Source organism: Acinetobacter ihumii, from assembly GCF_900625095.1.
GTDB classification, from domain to species: domain Bacteria; phylum Pseudomonadota; class Gammaproteobacteria; order Pseudomonadales; family Moraxellaceae; genus Acinetobacter; species Acinetobacter ihumii.
Genome location: NZ_LR130760.1, coordinates 1930761 through 1947591, shown reverse-complemented (window position 1 = coordinate 1947591; position 16831 = coordinate 1930761). Strand labels below are relative to the sequence as shown.

The window sequence follows — 16831 nt, the reverse complement described above, 5'->3', positions numbered from 1 at the left end:
GCAGATCACCATAGAGAGAGTTGATGTTCACTGGCTTGAGGTGCAAGTTGATAGACCCCCATGCCAATCAAACGATATTGAAATTCGGCAGGCAAATGCATTTCATAGAGCAATACTTGTAAAATATCCAGTAGCTCAGTCAATGACTGAATGGGACGTTTAAAACTTTTACTATGCTGATAAATTTGAAAATTTTTGAGTTTAAGTTTAATGCTCACGCCACGTGCAGTGAGTTGTTTATACTGTAAATTATGCCAGACCTTTTCTGCTAAAGGTGGCCAATAGGCGAGACATTCGTTCAAATATAAATCACCATCAAAGGTAGTTTCTTTGGAAATTTGCTGACGTTCGCGTTCGGCTTGTACCGTACGATGATCAATGCCTTGAGCATAGAGAAACAGCTGTTTGCCATATTTTCCAAAATGATGGATCAATACGTTTTCTTCAATCTGCTGTAAATCACCCAATGTTTCGAGTTGAAGTAGCTGTAGTTTTTCCTGAGTGACTCGACCCACCCCCGGAATTTTTTTGAGTGGTAAATTCTGTATAAAGCTTTGTACCTGACTGGGTTTGATCACACACAAACCATCGGGCTTATTCCAGTCAGACGCAATTTTGGCTAAAAATTTGTTGGGCGCAACGCCAGCGGAGGCCGTTAGCCCAGTTGCTTTAAAAATATCCTGACGAATCTGAATCGCAACATCGGTCGCACTCGGTAAGTGCTTCAAATTTTCAGTCACATCCAGATAAGCTTCATCTAACGACAAAGGTTCAATAATTGACGTATATTGCTGGAAAATTTGATGAATTTGCGCAGAAACAGCACGATATTTTTCAAAGTTTGGTTCGATGACCACCACCTCTGGACAAAGTTTGCGTGCCTGCCCCATCGACATGGCAGAACGTAGACCATATTCACGCGCTGGATAAGACGCTGCCGCAATGACAGCACGTGGATGGTGTGAAGACACCACTACAGGTAAATGTTTCAGCTCAGGTCGTTCACGTAATTCAACAGAAGCATAAAATGCATCCATATCAATGTGAATGATTTTACGTAAATTCATGGGGTTGCCGTGTCAGCATTTTGTTCAATAAAACGGTGCCATTGACGCTGTGAGCCTGAAAAAACATTTAAATCGACTGCTTTGGGCACACCGTCCATTTTACCCTGATTGGTATATTGCCAAAATAGCCAGTCACGTTGATCTTGGAGCTGAGGCTTTTGCTCATAATCACGTATCCACAAAGGCGTCTCTTTAAAACTCCCAACCAATACAATATTGTAGAAATTCTTGGAGACATAAAAAATCGGTTGCTTGGCATAATGCTGTTTCAGCAAATCATGCATGGTCTGAATTTCTTGCAGTAATTGTTCTTTGGTATAGGTATTAATACAGTTACTGTCATATTCGAGATCAATGACTGGTGGCAGTGCATCGGACTTTTTAGGCACACTTTCAATAAAGTTTTGTGCTTGAGTTTTACCATCACGGCATAAACGATAGAAATGATACGCGCCGACATGAAAGCCTTTTTCACGTGCTTTTAACCAATTTTGCTGGAACTTGGTGTCTTTAAAATCACCGCCTTCAGTTGCCTTTAAATAAACAAACTGAAATTTTTCAGGAGAAATTTTAGACCAGTTAATCTCGCCTTGATGGTGTGAAACATCGAAACCTTGTACAGGATAATCTTGTGCTGAGGCCTGACGATGAAAAAACAGTCCAAAATAAATCAATAGCAACATCAGCAAGGCAAATAGCCCACCAATATACGGAATATATGCTTTGGATTTAGCAGGATTGATTTTGACCATAATCTTTCGCATGTCGGATGAATGCTTATCATAACGTGAACCATAAGCACATACTATGATGAAAATGCAACGCTTTTAGTGTGGGATATGATCGGGCAATGTTAAGCTGCGACATTGCGTGGAATTCTTGAAAAAACCAATGCAGTAATGATATTGATACAACCCAGACAAATGAATGCTGCATGAAAGGCACGGGTTAAATGATCTGACCCAAACTGTTGTGTAAAATAATTAATCAGTGTTCCTGCCAATGCTACGCCAATACTCATGGAAAGCATCATGATCATCGATAAAAAACTATTACCACTACTGGCATCTTGCTGTGATAAGTCTTTCAGCGTCAAAGTATTCATGGAAACAAATTGCAGGGAATTTAAAATACCGAAAATAAAGAAATGAATGGCACGTATCCAATTTGGCGTTTCAGCAGTAGTGAGGGCAAAGCTGGCAATGCAGGCACCGACTAAAATCGTATTGGTGAGTAGTACATTGCGGTAACCAAATTTTTGAATCATTGGACGGATTATCGGTTTTGAAAATAATGAACCCAAGACCAATGGAATCATCATTAAACCTGTATAAAATGGTTCAAAGCCAAAAGCTACTTGCAACATCAGGGGTAAAATAAAGGGCACGGCATTTCCGCCAAAACGGGCAAAGAAATTGCCTAAAATCCCGATCGAATAAATTTTATTTTTAAATAGATGACTGCGAAATAAAGCATTTTGATGGGTATGCGCATGATAGGCGTAGACAGCCGCCGCAACCAGCCCTGCCATGAGTAAGCCAATGCTGAACCACTGCGAATATTCGCGATTGGTCAGATGTTCAATGCCTAACGATAGCCCCACCATGGCGATGACCAATAAAACAAATCCACTGAAGTCAAATGTTTTGACGGTCGCTTCTTTTGCATTTGGCATGGCTTTAAAGGTGACTAACATCCCTAATAACCCCATAGGAATATTAATTAAAAACACCCAATGCCAAGTGGCCACTTCAACCAGCCATCCTCCTAATGTCGGTCCAATTAAAGGACCAATTAACCCTGCCAGACTCATTAAGCTCATCGCCGCTAGAAACTGCGAACGTGGAATCAGCTTTAGCATGGCAAGCCGCCCCACAGGCAACAATAATGCCCCGCCTATGCCTTGAATAACTCGGAAAAACAATAACTGGTTCAGCGTGTTCGAGAGCCCACAACCCAAGGAGGCGAGGGTAAAAATAATAATCGCGGCAAAATAGGTATTTCTAACGCCAAAGCGATCTGCCAGCCAGCCACTCAGTGGAATGCATGCAGCTACTGTGAGCACATAAGCCACGACCACACCATGCATGCGCAATGGATTTTCATTTAAATGCAGTGCCATGGAAGGAATTGCGGTATTGACGATGGTGGTATCCAGTGCCTGCATAAAAAAGCCGATGGAAACTAAAAATGCCAATAGTCTAAATTCGGGCTGTAAACCTTGGTGCGTTGGCGCAGCATTCATAAATGAATATAAAGAAGGATATTAGGGATTTAAAAATAACATAGAACAGCGACATAAAGCTGTTGTAAATATGCTGACATTAAATTGCCATCAAACTGTCATCTAATTTGCATGATTGATGTTTATAAAGTAGCCGAAATAGCAAAATAATAGCTTGTCCATAAAAAAGCGAGGATAATTCCTCGCTTTAGGGATAAGAAAAATTTAAACCACAAAACGACTTGGCATGTTCAAGTTTTTAATGGTGGTATAGATTTCTTCGATACAGTTACACACAATCAGTTTGGCTCGGTGTTGAGGCGGTAAAAAACCTTCCTGAACTGCATGATCAAGCTGTGCAATCAGGGCATTATAAAAACCATTTATGTTATATAAGATCATGGGTTTTTGATGTTGATTTAATTGCCCCCAAGTGGCAATTTCCAAAATTTCTTCAAAGGTTCCTAAGCCGCCTGGTAGCGCAACAAAGGCACTGGCACGTTCAGCCATTAAGGCTTTGCGTTCATGCATGGTTTGCACCACATGCAGTTCAGTTAATTTAGAGTGTGCGACTTCATAGTCCAGCATAAACTCAGGTATGACGCCCACTACTTCACTCTGATGTTCTAACACGCTATCAGCAACTTGACCCATCAGACCAATGCTGGCACCGCCATAAACGATACCAAAACCCTGATCAGCAATGCCCTGTGCCAGTTCAATGGCTTTTTCACGATAAATTGGTTTGTTACCGCTACGTGATCCACAATATAAAGCAATTAAAGGTTGAGTTGTTTTTACGGTTACATTTCGCTCTGATGTCATTTCTACTACACTATTCATCTCGTTTTGGTTTTACCTTATCACGTTCATTTCGACTTCACTACATTAAGCAAGAAATATGACAACTTTATGCGTAGAGCGCATAAACTTTGCAAGGCTTTGTATCGACTGAGTGAATCGCTACCGTGTATTCTGCTAAAAAAAGATGAATTTTTAAAAAATCTTGCCTATACTGAAATCCTGTTTAACAACAAATTTACGCCCATGGGTAGTGGTTGTCGTCACTTCGTTTCTTCTTTGTCTATACAACAAAATTTCACCAGTCATTTGAGCGATTTATTGATCTCAAGAAACCTCAATAAAAATAACAGCGAGCGTGGGAGCAGAATCTATGATTTTTGAATGGATGTCTGATCCTTCAGCGTGGGTAGGCTTGGCAACGCTGGTCATCCTTGAAATTGTTCTTGGCATTGACAATCTGGTGTTTATTGCCATTTTGGCCGAAAAATTACCGCCTGAGCAACGAAATACTGCCCGTGTAGTCGGTTTAATTCTGGCACTTGGCATGCGACTGATTTTGCTGGCTTCCATCGCATGGGTGGTGACGCTGACCAGTCCGTTATTTCATATTTTTGACCATCCTTTTTCTGGACGTGATCTGATTTTGCTGTTCGGTGGTGTGTTCTTATTATTTAAAGGCACCATGGAACTTCATGAGCGTTTAGAAGGCAAGCAATTTCAAAAAGAAGAAAACCCTGTACATGCCACATTCTGGATGGTCATCGTTCAGATTGTGGTACTGGATGCGGTGTTCTCACTGGACAGCGTCATTACCGCAGTGGGGATGGTTAAACATTTGTCAGTGATGATGATTGCCGTGATTATTGCAGTCGGCATCATGCTCTGGGCATCTAAGCCATTGATGGAGTTTGTCAATAAACATCCAACTGTGGTGATTCTATGTCTGGCATTTTTGATGATGATCGGTTTTTCGCTGGTGGTGGAAGGCTTTGGTTTTCATATACCAAAAGGTTACTTATACGCTGCCATTGGTTTTGCAGTCCTGATTGAGATGGCCAATCAGGCGATGCGTCACAATCAGGAAAAAGCGGTGACTACCACAGATCTACGTTATCGCACGGCTTCAGCTGTATTGAAAATGCTTGGTGGTAAAAATGGTTCCAGTGGCGCGGACAGTCAACAAAATGAAAAAGAAGATGTGCTTGCCACACAGGCCTTTGCCGATGAAATGTTTGATGAGGATAATGGTGCTTATCATAGCGTGATGGTGCAGGGCGTGTTGGGATTGTCTGAAAGACCAGCCAAATCTGTCATGACCCCGCGTCCTGAGCTGGAGTGGATCGATCTGGATGAAGAACCAGAGGCACTCAAACAGCGACTGCTTTCCATGACACATTCACGTCTGATTGTCGCTAGAGGCGAGCTGGATAATATTGAAGGAATTGCCTTAACTCACAAAGTGTTAAATGAATACATTGAAACAGGAAGCATTAACTTTAGTCATCATGTACGCGAACCTGTTATCGTGCATGAAAATGCACAAGTCTTGATGGTGATGGAGCAATTGCGTCAGGCTCCTTTGCAAATGGCTATTGTATTGAATGAATATGGTTCGATCGAAGGTATCGTCACGCCTATTGATGTGCTTGAAGCCATTGCAGGTGAATTCCCTGATGAAGATGAGCTGGAAGCGGTTGCTGAAAGCTTGGAAGATGGTTCATTGATGCTTGAAGGGTCAACCGATATCCGTCATGTTTCCTTATTGCTGAATCGTGATCTGGTCAATGAAACCGAAGAATATTCGACTTTGTCAGGCTATATTCTGTTTCACTTGGGGCGTTTGCCTGAAAATGGTCAAAAAGTTCATGCCGATGGTTATATCTTTGAAGTGGTGACCATGGATGGACATAAAATTGAAAAAGTCCATATTGTGGTCGATGAAGATCAATCACAGGACAATGATTAATATTGACCGTATTAAACCCGAATAGCCCAGCAATGGGCTTTTTTTGACGGTGTGGAGCGCGAAACTTGAAAGCCGAAATGAATGCCGATAAGCAATGTCCCTGTGGTCAGGGGGCTTATGTAGATTGTTGCGCACCCTTACATTTAAAAAACAGTGTTGCCAAAACTGCCGAGCAACTCATGCGGTCACGCTACAGTGCATTTGCTTTACAGCATATTGATTATTTGATTGAAACCACCGCATTGGGTCAACAGCAATATTTAGATCGTGCTGCCATTGAAGCATGGAGCCAGCAAAATGATTGGCTGAAACTTGATGTGATACAACATCAGCCTAAACTGGACAAAACCCATGCGCTTGTTGAGTTTAAAGCACATTATCATGATGGTAAGGCACGACAAATACATCATGAGCAGTCTTATTTTGTGCTGCATGATCAGCACTGGTATTTTCTCGATCCGACCCTTGAGATGAGCATGACCATGAAACAACCGTGTATATGCGGTTCAGGCAAAAAATTTAAGCAGTGTTGTGCGCAATTTTTATAACTTTACCGTAGAATATCCGCCATCTTTTCCCCGATGTGGATGAAGGCCCATGTTACTGACCATTATTTATATTATCGCGATTACGGCTGAGGCCATGACGGGCGCATTGTCAGCAGGTCGGCGTAGTATGGACTGGTTTGGGGTGATGTTGATCGCCTGTGTGACTGCATTAGGTGGAGGTTCAGTACGCGATGTATTGCTTGGACATTATCCTTTGACGTGGGTCAAGCATCCTGAATATTTAATGCTGACCTGTGCTGCGGCGTTTATCACAATTTTAATTGCGAAATGGATGCGCCATTTACGTAATATCTTTTTATTGCTGGATGCCTTGGGGTTAATTGGATTTACCATTATTGGCTGTCAAATTGCCTTACAAATGGGGCATGGTTTTATCGTATCTGCGGTCGCGGGAGTGTTAACAGGCGTATCTGGGGGAATTTTACGCGATATTTTGTGTAATGATGTACCGCTGGTGTTTCGCCGTGAGTTATATGCCAGTATCTCGTTCGTTGCTGTGATTTGTTATTGGGTTTGTATTGAAATTGGTATTTCGCTTGAGTTAACCGTAATTTTCACCTTGGTATTTGGCTTTGCACTGCGGTGTATTGCAATTTATTTTGGTTTAGAAATGCCGAAATTTATTTATCAGGATGATGACAGCGATTCTGCATCCTCGACAGATCAGCATTAATTTAGCTATTTCCACTGATTTCCATAAGAGAAACTAAATGTTCATAGAAGCCACTGAGCAACATATCAGCGAGATCGTGGAATTGGTGAATTTGTCGTATCGTTCCAAAGCTCAGCAGGGTTGGACCTCTGAGGCATCGATTGTGGATGGAGATCGAACCAATGCTCAGCAGATCAGGGAATTGATCCAAAATAACTCAAATATTTTACTGATGTTTCAGGGTATGCAACTAATTGCCTGTGTGCATGTAAAAAACTGTGAAAAGAGTGGCTATATTGGGATGTTGACTACGCATCCAGTTATGCAGAATCAAGGATTAGGCAAACAACTATTACAGACTGCGGAAACCTATTTAAAACAAAAATATGGGGTCAGCACTTTTCAAATGTCAGTTCTTTCAACTCGGACGGAACTCATCGCTTTTTATCAAAGACGTGGTTATGCACTGACCCATCAGGTCGATGCTTATCCGATTCATGCAAATGTTGGTCAGCCCTTGTTCCAAGATTTAACTGTGTTAAATTTGATTAAACATACAGATCTGGCTGAACATGATTGTTAAAAGTTGAAATCATCTAACCTGTGTAATCTTACAGTTTAAGCATGTTTGGCTTGATTAAAATGATCATGAATGAATTGATCTTTTAGCCGAAATTTATTTGAAGTGATCGATTTGTTTTAACGAAAATCCTGCCATAGATGAGCTTGCCCATGGATTTAATTTCACGTGTACAAAACCTGCCCATTGGTAAATTCCATTACACGCTGCTTTGGGTGGTAGGAGTGGGCTGGATGTTTGATGCTATGGATACCGGTATTATTGCTTTTATCCTGACCACTTTAGTGAAGGATTGGGCACTGACCCCAGCAGAAAGTGGCTGGATTGTCAGTATTGGATTTATTGGCATGGCGATTGGTGCGGTCTGTTCTGGCGGTTTGGCAGATCGTTTCGGACGTAAAACTGTTTTTGCCAGTACTTTAATGCTGTATAGCCTAGCTACAGCAGCCTGTGCCTTGGCATCTAATTTGACGTGGTTACTGGTCTGCCGATTTGTGGTTGGGCTCGGTTTAGGTGGACAACTTCCTGTTGCTGTGACTTTGGTCAGTGAATATATCCCTGCACAAGTCCGTGGACGTTTTATTGTATTACTGGAAAGTTTTTGGGGATTAGGCTGGTTGGTTGCTGCATTGGTGTCTTATTTTATTATTCCTCAATTTGGCTGGCACATTGCATTTTTGATAGGGGGCTTGCCTGCGCTTTATGTCTTTGTGATTATCAAAAAAGTACCCGAATCAATTCCTTATTTAATCAATCGGGGGCGTATTGATGAAGCACATGAATTGGTACAAAAACTTGAGCATCAGGCGGGGGTAACTGTTGTTGAAAAAATTGAAGTGAAAGCTGTGGCTGAACAGCGAAAAGTCTCATTTCGTCAGCTCTGGTCGTCTCCATTTGCACGACGTACCCTGATGTTGTGGCTCATCTGGTTTGGTATTGTTTATTCTTACTATGGCATCTTTACATGGCTACCAAGTTTATTGGTCAAACAAGGCTATAGCATTGTGCAGTCATTTGAATATGTGTTGTTTATGATATTGGCACAGCTACCGGGCTATATTGCAGCGGCGTGGCTGGTCGAACGTTTGGGACGCAAGATGACCTTGGCTGGTTTTATTGGGGGGTGTGCGATAGCAGCTTACTTCTTTGGACAGGCGCAAAGCGTCAATATGATTATGTTCTGGGGATGTCTGATGTCCTTTTTTAATCTGGGTGCATGGGGCGTACTATATACCTACACACCAGAACAATATCCTGCCAATATCCGTGCTTTCGGGTCAGGTTGGGCATCGGCAATTGGTCGTATGGGTGGAATTGCCGCGCCATTCATCGTGACGCATATGATGGTGGCGCAAAACGGGTTTCATCACGTTTTTATGATGTTTACGGTGGTTTTGTTGGCTGTCGCTGCGGTGGTATTGATTCTGGGTGAAGAAACTCAAGGAAAAACACTTGAATCAATCGGGCTATGAAAATGAGTAATCGTAAAAATCAGTTGCTCATCTCATCTAAAATGGATAGTTTTAGTCCATAAGACACAATTTGACGCAGTGCATGATCATAGAGACTTGTATCGTGATGCGCTGCCACTTAGCATAACCATGAATAGAAAAAACTAACTAGGATCATTCGCCCCTATGTCCAGCCTTTCGCACCATGCGACAGAAAATCGTTCCGTTGCTGAATTTACCGAACAAGCTTACCTCAACTATGCCATGTACGTGATTATGGATCGTGCTTTGCCGCATATTAGTGACGGTTTAAAGCCGGTGCAACGACGTATTGTTTATGCCATGAGCGAGCTTGGACTGAAACATAGTGGTAAGCCGAAAAAATCTGCACGTACGGTGGGTGATGTTTTAGGTAAATATCATCCACATGGAGACTCGGCATGTTATGAGGCGATGGTGCTAATGGCACAGCCTTTCAGCTATCGCTACCCCTTAATTGAAGGTCAAGGCAACTGGGGTTCTCCGGATGATCCAAAATCCTTTGCGGCCATGCGTTATACCGAAGCCAAGCTGTCTGCATTTAGCGAATTATTATTGAATGAGCTGGGTCAAGGCACTTGCGACTGGCAGGATAACTTTGATGGTTCAATGAAAGAACCTGTGAATTTACCTGCACGTGTTCCTAATATTTTATTAAATGGGACAACAGGAATTGCGGTGGGCATGGCAACCGATATTCCACCGCATAATTTACGTGAAGTGGTCAAAGGTACCATAGCGCTCATTCGTAATCCTGAAACTTCCGATGAGAAACTGGCTGAATATATTCCAGCACCAGATTTACCGACCAAAGCGGAAATTATCACCCCGCGTGATGAATTACTCAAAATCCAGACCACAGGACGTGGCAGCTATCGGGTACGTGCGATTTATCATATGGAAAAAGGTGAAATCGTCATTACTGAATTACCTTATCAAGTCTCTGGTTCCAAAGTGATTACCCAGATTGCTGATCAAATGCAGGCCAAAAAATTACCTTTGGTGAGTGATATTCGTGATGAATCTGATCATACCAATCCAACACGTTTGGTGATTGTGCTGCGTTCCAATCGGGTCGATGCAGAAGCAGTGATGAGTCATCTATTTGCCACCACGGATTTGGAATCCAGTTATCGTGTCAACCTGAACATGATTGGTGCGGATGGTCGTCCACAAGTTAAATCGATTCGACGTATTTTATTGGAATGGATTGAAATTCGTAAGGCCACCGTCACACGCCGTTTGCAATACCATTTAAATAAAATTGAAAAACGTTTGCATATTTTGGCAGGCTTACTGATTGCTTATCTGGATATTGATACCGTCATTCGCATCATTCGTGAAGAAGATCAGCCTAAACAAGAATTAATGGCACATTTTGGGATTGATGAAATACAGGCCGAAGCCATTTTAGAGTTAAAGTTACGACATTTAGCCAAGCTTGAAGAAATGGAAATTCGTCGTGAACAAGAAGAACTAGAAGCCAGAGCTGCCATCATTCGAGAACAACTCGCCAATCCAGAATCCCTTAAAAATCTGATTATTAACGAGCTTAAAGAAGACGCGAAAAAATTTGGCGATGACCGCCGTTCCCCCATTGTTGAGCGTGAAGATGCTGTGCAGATTCGTGAGCAAGATTTGATGCCAGCCGAAACTGTGACCGTGGTCTTATCAGAAGCGGGCTGGATTCGATGTGCCAAAGGGGCAGACATTGATGCTGAAAATCTGAATTATCGTGCGGGAGATCAATATTTAAGTCACGCAGTTGGCAAATCCAATCAGCGTGCTTATTTACTCGATGAAACAGGTCGAAGCTATGCCTTGCCAATTAGTAACTTGCCTTCAGCCAGAGGTTCAGGTGAGCCAGTCAGCTCGAAATTGTCTCCTGCTAATGGTGTTTCTTTTCTTCAAGTTTATATTGGTGATGACGAACAAGAATTGATTGCAGCAAGTAGCACAGGTTACGGCTTTAAAAGTCAGGTGAAACAGCTGGATACTAATGCCAAAGCGGGTAAGGCATTTCTGAGTGTACCTGAACATGCTGAGGCTCTTCCGCTGCTGCCGGTACAAGGGGCAACCCATCTCGCGATACTCAGTTCCGCAGGGCGACTGTTAATTATAGAAATGTCTGAATTACCAATATTGAATAAAGGCAAGGGTAACAAGTTGATACAACTTGACCCCAAAGAGCAAATTTTATTCATGACAACTTTAAACTTAAATGAAATAATTCAGGTGGTTGCAGGACAGCAACAATTAAAATTAAAGGGCGATGATATCCTTAAATATATAGGTAAACGAGCGACCAAAGGTCAACTCCTACCACGAGGATATCAAAAAGCAAATAGACTGTTGATTCAGAGATAAAACTGGCATTTTTGACGCGGTTTGGGCTATATATAGTCATATGCGCGCAAATGGATGCAGTGTAGAGAGCAGAAATGTAAAAATAGTCTCTCACATTGATGAACAGTTGGATTTAAGGATTATTGATTGGAGATAAAGGCGTTATGGAAAAAATATGGTTTGCTGAGTACCACAGAACAGGGATTCCAGAAACAGTAGAATTACCACCAGAAAATACTTCGTTAAATGATGTATTTGAACGTAATTTTCAAAAATTTGGTTCACGTGATGCCTTTATCTTTATGGATAAAGTCTTAACTTTTAGCGAATTGGAAGAAGCAAGCCGTAAATTTGCTGCCTATTTGCAAAGTCTGGGTCTAGCAAAAGGTTCACGTGTTGCAGTCATGATGCCAAACGTCTTGCAATATCCAGTGGTCGCTTTAGCCGTGTTCCGTGCTGGTTTTGTATTGGTCAATGTCAATCCACTGTACACTTCACGCGAGCTGGAACATCAGTTGAATGATTCAGGCACTGAAGTTTTGGTGATTATTGAAAACTTTGCCAGTGTTTATCAAAGTATCATCGGTAAAACACCTGTCAAACATGTGGTCATCGCTTCTGTCGGTGATATGTTGGGAACCTTAAAGGGAACACTGGTGAATTTTGTGTTACGCAAAGTGCGTAAACAGATTCCAGAGTGGAACGTGCCGGGTCATATCAAGTTCAACACTGCACTCAATAAAATTAGTCCGAATAGCTATAAGCGTCCAAACCTCACTTTAAGCGATACAGCCGTTTTACAATATACAGGCGGTACGACGGGGGTTTCTAAAGGTGCTGAGCTAACTCATCGTAATCTAGTCGCAAATATGTTGCAGTGTGATGGTATTTTCCAAAGCAAATTTGGTGCTCAGGATGGCGATAAAAATGATCGTATCTTCTGTGCTTTGCCGCTCTATCACATCTTTGCTTTCATGGTATGTGCCATGTATGGCATGTATAAAGGTCAGGCCAATATTCTAATTCCTAATCCGCGTGATTTACCTGCGGTGATTAAAGAGTTAAGTAAATACCAGCCTTCATTCTTCCCTGCGGTGAATACGTTGTTCAATGCTTTGGTTCATAATGAAGAATTCAAGCAACTTGACCACAGTAAGCTCAAAATGGCAATGGGTGGTGGTATGGCGGTTCTGCCATCGACTGCGGAAGCGTGGAAAAAAATTACAGGCACTAACATTATTGAAGGTTATGGTCTGTCTGAAACATCACCTGTGGCAACAGCAAATCCGCCTGCTTCTGAAGAATTTAGTGGCACCATTGGTATTCCATTACCATTAACAGAAGTTGCGATTTTAGATGATGATGGCAACCCAGTGGCTTTAGGCGAACAAGGTGAAATTTCGATCCGTGGCCCACAAGTCATGAAAGGTTACTGGAATCGCCCTGATGAAACTGCCAAAGTGATGACGCCAGATGGCTTCTTCCGTACGGGTGATATTGGGGTGATGGATAACCGCGGCTATGTCAAAATCGTAGATCGTAAAAAAGATATGATCTTGGTATCTGGCTTTAATGTATATCCAAGCGAAATTGAAGAAGTGGTGGCGAAGCATCCTAAAGTATTGGAAGTTGCAGCCATTGGTGTGCCAGACGAAAAATCGGGTGAAGTGCCAAAATTGTTTGTGGTGAAAAAAGATCCATCATTGACAACGGACGAAGTCTTAAGCTTTGCCAAAGAAAATCTGACAGGTTATAAACGTCCACGTTATGTTGAGTTTTTGGATGAATTGCCAAAATCGAATGTCGGTAAAATCCTGCGTAAAGATTTGCGTAAAAGTGCATAAGCTTTAGGCTTTCAAAAGCAAAAAAACGCCTGAACCATCAGGCGTTTTTTTACCTATTTACTTCGAAGATTTGATGAACCAACGGTCAATGTAGGGGCGTCCAATACCAATCACAAAAGTGAAGATCAGCATACAACCCAATTGTAAACGAAGGGCAGTGAAATTGAGCTGAGCAAAACTTAAATAATTGTCTAACACTGCATAAACCGTCAAAATCAGCAACCAATACCATAATGTTAGACGTTTAATTGCGACAGCATAAAATGCAACCCAGAGAATGATAAACGTCCCAAGGGTTGATTGCCAGTTCAGATTGGCACAGATGACACTGAGTAAAAATGCAGTAATCGGTAGCACAATTTTTAAAATACGATCAACCTGAAGCTGGTTCTGACGCTGTTTGTCCAGCATCTTGAACATTTGATCCTGATCTGGAGAGGTCATATACAGTCTCTTTATCGGCTTGTTTATAAAAACATACTATTTAAGCGAATTTCCCTGTAAAACACCATGCTATGATAAGACAATTTAAATAAATACATCTTGAGAATAGGGTTATGCAAGGCATTAGTGGCATTGTTTATTTAATTTTAGCGGCATGTTTATTGCCATATGTCTTTACCATTATCGCCAAATTTAGTGCTGGATTTAAGTCCAAAGATAACCAGAATCCCCGTGAATTTCTGGCACAGTCCAAAGGTTTGGCTGCACGTGCCAATGCTGCGCAACAAAATAGTTTTGAAAGTTTACCGTTATTTATTGCAGCAGTACTTATGGCAGAATATATGGTGCTACCACAAAGTATTATCATGACTTTTGGTATCGCTTATCTGGTTTTACGTATTCTTTACGGTATTTGTTATCTGGTAAATTGGGCGACGTTACGTTCAATTATCTGGTTATTGTCGATGCTTTGCCCAATTGCCTTACTGATTCTGATTGTCCGTTTACTTTAATTGCGATTACGCTGTCTTTTAAAACGCGGGCTGGGATAGAGGGGCAGGATGAAAAAATCCTTAGCCAAATTGTATAATCCCCTCAGTTTGTCCAAGAAAACCGTTATAATTGTCGCGATTTAAATCAGATTTAACCGTTAAAAAGAGTGTTGCTATGAGCTACAACAATATCCCTGCGGGCAAAGATGCACCAAATGATATTTACGTTATCATTGAAATTCCAGCAAATGCTGCGCCAATCAAATACGAAATTGATAAAGATTCAGATGCATTATTTGTAGATCGCTTTATGGGTACAGCGATGTTCTATCCAGCGAACTATGGTTATGTACCAAATACCTTGTCAGAAGATGGTGATCCTTTAGATGTATTGGTTGTAACACCTTACCCAGTTGCAGCAGGCTCAGTGATTCGTTGCCGTCCTGTGGGTAAATTGAATATGGAAGATGATGGTGGAATCGATGCGAAATTGATCGCTGTTCCGCATGAAAAATTGTCTCCACTTTATAAAGACGTTAAAGAATATACCGACCTTCCACAATTGCTGATTAGTCAGGTTGAACATTTCTTTGCACATTATAAAGATTTAGAGCCAGGCAAATGGGTCAAAATCAGTGGTTGGGAAAATGCTGATGTAGCCAAAGCTGAAGTTTTAAAAGCGATTGAAGCTGCTAAAAAATAAGTTTTATTACAACAGGTAATAAAACAAAAAACCCTACATTTTTGAATGTAGGGTTTTTTTATATTCAGTTGATTGTAATCGATTAGAAAAATTTAATCGGGAAATCAACAAAAATACGCCATTCGTTGGTATCACCAATATAGGCATTGGTTTGGTATTCATCGCTAGCACGATAAATTGAATTACGTACACGAATATTCAAGTCTTTCGCTGGACCTGTTTGAACTTTATAAGACACCTGATTGAAGAACTCACGTTCTTTTGCATCATCAGTCAAGTTATTAACACGAATATCCCAACCGTACACATACGCGGTTGTCCATGAAAGACCCGGAATTGCTAAATCAGCAAAGTCATAGGTGTATTGAAGTTGTACCGATTTTTCATGGTTACCAATAAAGTCAGATAAGTATGAGTTTGGTAGATAAATACTTTGACCACCATCAGCATTCTGACCATAGTCATAACCTACATTACCTGTGTTTTGTTGGTAAGCCAGCATCGCAGTATGAGCACCTGTATTATAGGTTGCAGACACCGCCCAGATATTATTTTTCTTGTCTTCATCCGCAGGACCAGTCGCAGAATACGTTGTACCTGGTTCAAACTTAGTATGGTAGCCACTCACGTCATAAGTTAAAGAGTCTTTGTTATTTAACAACTGCTTATAATTGACATTGGCATAATGACGTTCAAGTTTGTCTTTCAGGTCAGCACCGTAATAAGACGCTTTTAATTGATCGTTAAATTGGTATTTTGCACCCCAGACATATGCACGATCTAAATGGTTTTGATCAGATGAAATATGCTCAGGTAATTGGTTCTTAGTAAATTTACCTGCCACTACTTCCAGATTTTTAATTTCATGACTCGTGATTAAAGTACCTTCAAAATACTCAGGCACGTTACGTGTGGTCATACTGGCAAGTACAGGTAAATCCAATATTTGAGTACCATAAGTTGCGGTGGTATTTGAAACACGTGCTTTAACATAACCGCCGCCACGAGTCCACTGATCATGTGGGTCTACACGACCATTCGCATCTTTTTGACCATCATTTTTTAGTACAATCATGCTGTTACCCGCATGATAGTTATCGCCTAATTTAAAAGAAAAATCACCGACAACACCTGCTGCAAAACCGATTGGACCTTGAGTAAAGCCTGATTCAGCATTTAACATGACCGACTGGAGCCATGAATTAGTATCATCAATGCCATTTTTTTTGTCACGTTGAATAAAACCGTTACGCAGCAGTACGGATGCGCTAGCACCCTCAACAAAACCTTTTGCTTCACTTTGTTCACTTGCATATGCTGAGGAAATAAGGGCAGCATGAATCAAAACGACTAAACTAAGCTTTTGTGCTTTTATCATCGAATACCTCAAAAAATAACTCTAAAAAGGGATTCTGAGCAGGGCTCAGAAAATGAGAAAATTGTATAGATAATCTGTAGAAAAGATATCTTTTTCATTAAATTATTTTACTAATGTATATATCTGTTTAAGAAATAGATGCTATTTGGTTAATTTTTTTATCAATACTTCGCTTATTTTTTAGCAAAATTTAAATAAAAATTTATGCACTTAAATTATGCATGAAAATTAAACGCCTCTCTTAAAAGACCCAAAATAGAGCCAAACAATATT

General features: G+C 41.1%; 15 protein-coding genes. 9 read left to right on the top strand and 6 right to left on the bottom strand.

What is annotated here, in order from left to right; all coding sequences use genetic code 11:
• Positions 1-5 precede the first annotated feature (5 nt).
• The 4 genes from dinB to E0D95_RS09205 form a co-directional block, all read right to left on the bottom strand.
• On the bottom strand, positions 6-1067 hold the full coding sequence (gene dinB / locus E0D95_RS09220; RefSeq protein WP_130803581.1) for a DNA polymerase IV: 1062 nt from the start codon (positions 1065-1067) through the stop codon (positions 6-8).
• Positions 1064-1831, bottom strand: coding sequence for a glycoside hydrolase family 25 protein (locus E0D95_RS09215; protein ID WP_431830747.1), 768 nt, complete (start codon positions 1829-1831; stop codon positions 1064-1066). Before E0D95_RS09215 ends, dinB begins: the two co-directional genes overlap by 4 nt.
• A gap of 89 nt (positions 1832-1920) precedes the next feature.
• The gene (mdtD, locus tag E0D95_RS09210; protein WP_130803580.1) at positions 1921-3312 is read right to left on the bottom strand and encodes a multidrug transporter subunit MdtD; all 1392 of its coding nucleotides are present in this window, start codon (positions 3310-3312) and stop codon (positions 1921-1923) included.
• 204 nt (positions 3313-3516) lie between these two features.
• Positions 3517-4134 (bottom strand): LOG family protein, encoded by a 618-nt coding sequence (locus E0D95_RS09205; protein WP_130803579.1) that lies wholly within the window; start codon positions 4132-4134, stop codon positions 3517-3519.
• A gap of 331 nt (positions 4135-4465) precedes the next feature.
• Here E0D95_RS09205 and E0D95_RS09195 point away from each other — a divergent pair, with 331 nt between their 5' ends.
• The 7 genes from E0D95_RS09195 (at position 4466) to E0D95_RS09165 (ending at position 13542) form a co-directional block, all read left to right on the top strand.
• Complete coding sequence (locus E0D95_RS09195) at positions 4466-6061, top strand: TerC family protein (protein ID WP_130803577.1); 1596 nt, start codon at positions 4466-4468, stop codon at positions 6059-6061.
• Positions 6062-6138: 77 nt separating this feature from the next.
• Positions 6139-6609, top strand: coding sequence for a YchJ family protein (locus E0D95_RS09190; RefSeq protein WP_130804875.1), 471 nt, complete (start codon positions 6139-6141; stop codon positions 6607-6609).
• Positions 6610-6658: 49 nt separating this feature from the next.
• Complete coding sequence (locus E0D95_RS09185; RefSeq protein ID WP_130803576.1) at positions 6659-7303, top strand: trimeric intracellular cation channel family protein; 645 nt, start codon at positions 6659-6661, stop codon at positions 7301-7303.
• 37 nt (positions 7304-7340) lie between these two features.
• Positions 7341-7865: a GNAT family N-acetyltransferase gene (locus E0D95_RS09180; protein WP_130803575.1), complete on the top strand. Its 525-nt coding sequence runs from the start codon at positions 7341-7343 to the stop codon at positions 7863-7865.
• Positions 7866-8014: 149 nt separating this feature from the next.
• A complete protein-coding gene (niaP, locus tag E0D95_RS09175) occupies positions 8015-9334 on the top strand; it encodes a niacin transporter NiaP (RefSeq protein ID WP_130803574.1) in 1320 nt (439 codons plus the stop codon).
• A gap of 165 nt (positions 9335-9499) precedes the next feature.
• Positions 9500-11719, top strand: coding sequence for a DNA topoisomerase IV subunit A (gene parC / locus E0D95_RS09170; RefSeq protein ID WP_130803573.1), 2220 nt, complete (start codon positions 9500-9502; stop codon positions 11717-11719).
• Positions 11720-11862: 143 nt separating this feature from the next.
• Entirely contained in the window at positions 11863-13542 is a 1680-nt protein-coding gene (locus E0D95_RS09165; protein WP_130803572.1) for a long-chain-fatty-acid--CoA ligase, read from the top strand.
• Positions 13543-13599: 57 nt separating this feature from the next.
• On the opposite strand, the gene E0D95_RS09160 is transcribed toward E0D95_RS09165, so the two are convergent.
• Complete coding sequence (locus tag E0D95_RS09160) at positions 13600-13986, bottom strand: hypothetical protein (RefSeq protein WP_130803571.1); 387 nt, start codon at positions 13984-13986, stop codon at positions 13600-13602.
• 113 nt (positions 13987-14099) lie between these two features.
• Between E0D95_RS09160 and E0D95_RS09155 the strand changes: the two genes are divergently transcribed.
• Together E0D95_RS09155 and ppa are read left to right on the top strand one after the other, a co-directional pair.
• Positions 14100-14498 carry an MAPEG family protein gene (locus E0D95_RS09155; protein WP_130803570.1) on the top strand — a complete coding sequence of 133 codons (399 nt, stop codon included), beginning with the start codon at positions 14100-14102 and terminating at the stop codon, positions 14496-14498.
• A gap of 154 nt (positions 14499-14652) precedes the next feature.
• Positions 14653-15180 carry an inorganic diphosphatase gene (gene ppa, locus E0D95_RS09150; protein ID WP_130803569.1) on the top strand — a complete coding sequence of 176 codons (528 nt, stop codon included), beginning with the start codon at positions 14653-14655 and terminating at the stop codon, positions 15178-15180.
• An 82-nt stretch (positions 15181-15262) separates the two neighbouring features.
• Here ppa and E0D95_RS09145 read toward each other — a convergent pair whose 3' ends face one another.
• The gene (locus E0D95_RS09145) at positions 15263-16558 is read right to left on the bottom strand and encodes an OprD family outer membrane porin (RefSeq protein ID WP_130803568.1); all 1296 of its coding nucleotides are present in this window, start codon (positions 16556-16558) and stop codon (positions 15263-15265) included.
• Positions 16559-16831: the final 273 nt, after the last annotated feature.

Coding starts and splice junctions, on each gene's coding strand:
- dinB (WP_130803581.1), bottom strand. CDS start 1,067: ATGAATTTACGTAAAATCATTCACATTGATATGGATGCATTTTATGCT.
- E0D95_RS09215 (WP_431830747.1), bottom strand. CDS start 1,831: ATGCGAAAGATTATGGTCAAAATCAATCCTGCTAAATCCAAAGCATAT.
- mdtD (WP_130803580.1), bottom strand. CDS start 3,312: ATGAATGCTGCGCCAACGCACCAAGGTTTACAGCCCGAATTTAGACTA.
- E0D95_RS09205 (WP_130803579.1), bottom strand. CDS start 4,134: ATGAATAGTGTAGTAGAAATGACATCAGAGCGAAATGTAACCGTAAAA.
- E0D95_RS09195 (WP_130803577.1), top strand. CDS start 4,466: ATGATTTTTGAATGGATGTCTGATCCTTCAGCGTGGGTAGGCTTGGCA.
- E0D95_RS09190 (WP_130804875.1), top strand. CDS start 6,139: ATGAATGCCGATAAGCAATGTCCCTGTGGTCAGGGGGCTTATGTAGAT.
- E0D95_RS09185 (WP_130803576.1), top strand. CDS start 6,659: ATGTTACTGACCATTATTTATATTATCGCGATTACGGCTGAGGCCATG.
- E0D95_RS09180 (WP_130803575.1), top strand. CDS start 7,341: ATGTTCATAGAAGCCACTGAGCAACATATCAGCGAGATCGTGGAATTG.
- niaP (WP_130803574.1), top strand. CDS start 8,015: ATGGATTTAATTTCACGTGTACAAAACCTGCCCATTGGTAAATTCCAT.
- parC (WP_130803573.1), top strand. CDS start 9,500: ATGTCCAGCCTTTCGCACCATGCGACAGAAAATCGTTCCGTTGCTGAA.
- E0D95_RS09165 (WP_130803572.1), top strand. CDS start 11,863: ATGGAAAAAATATGGTTTGCTGAGTACCACAGAACAGGGATTCCAGAA.
- E0D95_RS09160 (WP_130803571.1), bottom strand. CDS start 13,986: ATGACCTCTCCAGATCAGGATCAAATGTTCAAGATGCTGGACAAACAG.
- E0D95_RS09155 (WP_130803570.1), top strand. CDS start 14,100: ATGCAAGGCATTAGTGGCATTGTTTATTTAATTTTAGCGGCATGTTTA.
- ppa (WP_130803569.1), top strand. CDS start 14,653: ATGAGCTACAACAATATCCCTGCGGGCAAAGATGCACCAAATGATATT.
- E0D95_RS09145 (WP_130803568.1), bottom strand. CDS start 16,558: ATGATAAAAGCACAAAAGCTTAGTTTAGTCGTTTTGATTCATGCTGCC.